We start from the raw sequence: 4406 nt of genomic DNA, 5'->3' as shown, positions 1-4406 counted from the left end.
GACGAGTTCGGTCAAGCGCTGATGGGCGGTCTCGGGGTTGTCCCCGACGATGAACATGGCCCGCTGGCCGACCTCTCCCCAGTCGCCGTATCGGGGGTCGCTGGTCTTGCCGTCGAACACGGCGAACTGGACCTCGGGCCGCCGAGCGAGGGAGGCGAACCAGCCGAGCATGAGCATGGTTTTGCCGTAGCCCGGCATGCCGGCCACCTTGATGCCGGACAGCTCTCGGAGCGGGATGACGAGGTCGCGGGCCCAGGGGTTGCGGCCGAGCGGGAGCACCCAGTCGTCCCCGGCCGGGAAGGCGTACGGGAAGTGCTCGTCCAGCGGGTTGCCGACGAGGCCGCGAAGCTCGACCACACCGGGGGCGACGCGCTGGACCTCGACCGTCTGGCAGCCCCAGGAGTCGGCCAGCCACCCGGCTGCCTTCTCGTACTCCTCGATGCCGACCTTCGGGATCGTGGCGGCGCGGACCCGGATGCCCCAGGGCTCGGGGTAGACCCGGATCTTCGGGACGACGGTGATCGGCTTGACCGGCTTGCCGTCCATGCCCTTGCGGCCCTTGGTGTTCTCGTCCACGCGGGCGAGGCCGAGGTTGGGGGCGAGGCGCTTCCACCGGAGCGAGATCCGCCAGGCGTGCCGCATCCGGCGCCGCTGGAGCGGGGTTGCGCGGAGGTAGCGGTAGGTGGTGATCAGGAGCCGAGCGGCCCCCCAGCCGACCAGGGCCACGAGGGCAACCAGGGCGATCAGGGGGGCCGCGTTCAGCCCGTCCAAGACGGAGGAGGTCACGGTCAGCCCTCCGACTTCCGGCCGGACGGGACGGCGGAGATGGCGCGGACCTCGTCGGCCTGGTACCAGGCCGTGCCGCCCACGATCCGCTCGTTGCCGTTCTTGTCGGTCCGCTTCTCGGCGGGGCTGACGCCCACACGGAAGCCGACGAGCTCGACGGGGGTCGGGCCGCCGAGGGTCTGGGCGGGGTCCTGGTGGGACGCGATGCCGATCTTGAGGATCTCGTTCTCGACGCGGCCGAACTGCTGGAAGGTGGCGACGACCTGGACCTCCCACTTCGGGATGCCGTCCTTGGTCGTGTCCTGCTTGTCGTTGTTGCCGAAGACGGTCTTCGGGGAGCTGCTGAGGAACATCAGCATGTTGAAGCTCTTGGCCTGGTCAACGAAGAAGATCGCGGGCATGGGGGCCTCTTTCTGACGTGTCGTCATGTGACGAGTGGGTGACTACGTGCTGTGCTGTGCTCTACCCTGAACCCAGTCAACGGGGATTGTCAACTGGTTTGTGGATTGCATGGAGGAGTTCCCTATGTCGGCCGTACCGAAGAAGACTGCTGATCAGGCCAAACGGCAGCTCGAACGTCTCCGGGACCTGGCGGTGTACGGGCTGACGGCGGATCAGGCGAACCGGCCGGACGCGGCGGAGTGGTACCGGACGATCCTCCGTGCTGCCTCTGACATCCGGGAGGAGAGTCGATCACTGGAACGAACCCTGTCGGATGAGGCCCTGGAATCCAAGTGCCTTTCTCCGACTGAGGTTTCGCGGGCGGCGAAGGTCTCGACTGCGGCCCTGTACAAGCGGAGGAAACAGGATGGCTGATGAAAGTCAATTAGGCCCCCGTCCGAATTGGGCGGGGGCCTTTTTGGTGGGACCGGGCCTGAGAAAGTCTTTACCGAAAGCTGATCAGCGGGGCCCCTCCGGGATCAAGAAAAGGGGCCGAGTGCCCACTTACGCGGTGAGGGCTTTCCAGCCCTCTCCATTGGTACAAGTGTAATGGCCCCTTTTCATGATCCCGCCCCGCAGATCACCTTTCGGCAAACACTTTCCCAACCCCTAGGAAGTTGGTCATCCTGCGGGAGCGTCGGGGCCCTTCTCGTAGACCAGGTGGTAGGCAGTCAGAAGGTTGACCAGCTCTGCGAATCCGCCGTTCTCGGCAGCGTCGAGGATGGCGGCCTGGAGGCCCGGCACCCGTCGCATGGCCCGGAGCGATTCGGCCGGCAGAAGTGCCCACGTCTCCCCGCCGACCTCTTCGGCCGCGACCTCTTCGTCGGTCAACTCCGGTTCGTCATCGAGGAGTTGGGCCCGCAGGCCGCGTGACCATGTGATCGCTCGTCGCCGGAAGGTCGCCTTCTCGTACTCGTGCCAGACCGGGACGACGGCGGCGTCTCCGGTGACGCGCAGGTATTCCAGCATCTCGAACGGGGCGAGGGTTCCGAGGCGTCCGGCCTTCATGTCGCCACGGGCCATTTCGTTGCCGAGGTGGCCTTTGCCTTCCTGGACCTTGGCGATATATTCACCTGCCTCTTCCGGGGTGGTGACCTTGGACCAGTTGACACCGTGTTCCTTGCTCGGCTCGTATCCCTTCTTCTTCATCCAGGCCCGCCAAACCTTGTCCCACCGGTGAATTGCGTAGGCGAGTTCGGGGCCGGTTTCCTCGTTGAGGAGGAGGACGACATGCAGGTGCGGATGCCAGCCGTTGCGGGTTCCGTAGGTGATTTCGAGCGAGCGGATATTGCCCCGGACTCCGAGCCGGTCGCGTTCTCCGAACACTCCCCGCTTCGGGTCACCGGCCCAGGCCCGGCCGGACATGAGCTGACGCCATCCGTTGGCGACCGCGTCGAAGAGGTCGGCAAGATCGTGATGCTTCTTGTGACGGGCCGTCAGGGTGACCATCCAGGCCGTTCCGCCGTCGGCCATGTGCCGGGCGACGGCGCGTGCGATCTCGTCGGCGCGGGTGGCCCGGATCTTGGCCGAGCACACCGGGCAGGCCCAGATGGAGCCGCAGGAGCAGAAGCCGGACCAGTGGGCGACGCCAGCGTTGACGACGACCGCCGCCAGGCCGTCGCCGACGTTCCCGTTGGTGGTCCGGCCGCACTTCTTGACGCGCGGGATCGTGGTGATCCCCCAGAGGACTTGCCGCTGTGCGAAGCGCTTCCCACGGCGATCCTGCCGAACGGCCGATTCGGCCTCTGAGCTGGGAAGTTCTTGGATGTGGGAAACATTATTCGCGTTGTACCTAGAAGGGCCGTCCGCCAGGCCGCCAGAGGCGGCCCGGCTGCCCCTCCTGCCTTCGGCCCGGGGCTGCCGGGAGACCTGGCGACCGGCCGTGGCCGTGAGGGTCCTGCGGACCTGTTCCGTGATCAGCTCTTCGGCCTCGATCACACCGGCCTGGTCGTCTCGACCGGTGTCGGCGGTCTGCCCTACGCTGTCCATGGACGTTCTCCGTTCGTGCTGTCAGAGGCGGGGCGGAGACCAAGGGGCCCGAAGCGTCACCAGCGCTTTCGGGCCCCCTTTGCGTCTCTCGTGCGATCCTGTCCTCAGTGGCCGACCGGCGTGATACGAACACGCCGGGCGGTCACTTCGCGTTCTGCTGGCCCATCAGGCTCTTGATGACGAGCCAGCCGATGGCCGCCGAGATGGCTGCGATCCCGACCGCCACCGCGACGACGGCGACGGCCAGGAGGAGGGCGACGACCAGGACCCCGGCCCCGGCCCCGGCGATGAGCTGTCCGGAGTGCTGACGGAGCCAGGAGGGCGCGGGGGCAGCCTGCTGGACCACGACGTAGGCCGGGGGCTGCTGGAGGCTCTGAGGGGCGCTGAGGGCCTGTCCGGGGCCGATGTGGATCGGGGTCGGGGTGTAGACGGGCGGGGGCTCGTACGCGGTCATGACGCCTTCCTCCTACGGGTCGTCTTCGGGGCTTCCTTCTGGAGCGGCACGGTTGTGCCGGCCGAATCGGCGGAGACGTCTCGGACGGTGGGGGCAGCCGCGGGAATGACGTCGGCGCGGTAGCCGATGGACGCGGCGACGAGCTGGAGCATGGCGGCCTCGTCGATGTCGCCCACCCGGACGCGGTCGTAGCGGCCGGAGAGTCCGGGCACCCCGGTGACGACGCAGACCCCGGCGAAGCGTTCCTTGTCGATCAGGGTCGTGGGCTGGTTCTCCTCGTCCTTGCGGATGCCGTTGCCCAGCGCGGCCTCTGCCCCGTCGATGGTGAAGGTGGCGAAGCAGACGCCGACTTCGAGGTTGTCGCGGACGGCGGTCGGGATCGCGTCCGAGGTCTGCTTCTGGGTGCCGACGACGGGGATCACGCCGAGGCCGCGACCTTCCTTGGCGACCGTCCGCATGAGCCGCTGGTTGGCCTCGATGAGTTCCTTGTCCTTGCCCTTGAGCCCGGCCGCGTCGATGTAGTTGTGGCACTCGTCCATGAGCACCAGGACCAGCGGGATCGTGACGGTCGGTCCGGCCTTCCAGAACTTGTGCGTCCCTCGTTCGGCCACGAGCTGTGAGGGCCGGTCCTTGATCAGCCGGACGAGTTCGGTCAGGCGCTGATGGGCGGTCTCGGGGTTGTCCCCGACGATGAACATGGCCCGCTGGCCGACCTCTCCCCAGTCGCCGTATCGGG

General features: G+C 67.3%; 6 protein-coding genes. 1 reads left to right on the top strand and 5 read right to left on the bottom strand.

Annotated features, from left to right (window positions below; genetic code table 11):
• Together ACFVAJ_RS21700 and ACFVAJ_RS21695 are read right to left on the bottom strand one after the other, a co-directional pair.
• A partial coding sequence (locus ACFVAJ_RS21700; protein ID WP_376947943.1) for a hypothetical protein occupies window positions 1–786 on the bottom strand: 786 nt, incomplete at its 3' end.
• Window positions 787–788: 2 nt separating this feature from the next.
• Window positions 789–1214, bottom strand: a complete 426-nt coding sequence (locus ACFVAJ_RS21695) for a hypothetical protein (RefSeq protein ID WP_376947941.1) — start codon at window positions 1212–1214, stop codon at window positions 789–791.
• A gap of 97 nt (window positions 1215–1311) precedes the next feature.
• Between ACFVAJ_RS21695 and ACFVAJ_RS21690 the strand changes: the two genes are divergently transcribed.
• Window positions 1312–1602, top strand: coding sequence for a hypothetical protein (locus ACFVAJ_RS21690; protein ID WP_376947939.1), 291 nt, complete (start codon window positions 1312–1314; stop codon window positions 1600–1602).
• 246 nt (window positions 1603–1848) lie between these two features.
• Here the strand turns inward: ACFVAJ_RS21690 and ACFVAJ_RS21685 are convergent, their stop codons facing one another.
• From ACFVAJ_RS21685 to ACFVAJ_RS21675, 3 genes are all read right to left on the bottom strand, one after another.
• Window positions 1849–3216 (bottom strand): protein rep, encoded by a 1368-nt coding sequence (locus tag ACFVAJ_RS21685; RefSeq protein WP_376947936.1) that lies wholly within the window; start codon window positions 3214–3216, stop codon window positions 1849–1851.
• Window positions 3217–3358: 142 nt separating this feature from the next.
• On the bottom strand, window positions 3359–3670 hold the full coding sequence (locus tag ACFVAJ_RS21680) for a hypothetical protein (RefSeq protein WP_376947934.1): 312 nt from the start codon (window positions 3668–3670) through the stop codon (window positions 3359–3361).
• A partial coding sequence (locus tag ACFVAJ_RS21675) for a hypothetical protein (RefSeq protein WP_376947931.1) occupies window positions 3667–4406 on the bottom strand: 740 nt, incomplete at its 5' end. The genes ACFVAJ_RS21680 and ACFVAJ_RS21675, both read right to left, overlap by 4 nt.

The sequence above is a fragment of the Agromyces sp. NPDC057679 genome (genome assembly GCF_042799635.1).
Classification (GTDB): Bacteria; Actinomycetota; Actinomycetes; order Actinomycetales; family Microbacteriaceae; genus Agromyces.
Note: the sequence above shows the minus strand (reverse complement) of the source record. Positions and strands in the feature narration are given on the sequence as shown.

Bases quoted from the DNA above. Each gene is read 5' to 3' on its own strand.
- ACFVAJ_RS21695 (WP_376947941.1), bottom strand. From the start codon at position 1,214: ATGACGACACGTCAGAAAGAGGCCCCCATGCCCGCGATCTTCTTCGTT.
- ACFVAJ_RS21680 (WP_376947934.1), bottom strand. From the start codon at position 3,670: ATGACCGCGTACGAGCCCCCGCCCGTCTACACCCCGACCCCGATCCAC.
- ACFVAJ_RS21685 (WP_376947936.1), bottom strand. From the start codon at position 3,216: ATGGACAGCGTAGGGCAGACCGCCGACACCGGTCGAGACGACCAGGCC.
- ACFVAJ_RS21690 (WP_376947939.1), top strand. From the start codon at position 1,312: ATGTCGGCCGTACCGAAGAAGACTGCTGATCAGGCCAAACGGCAGCTC.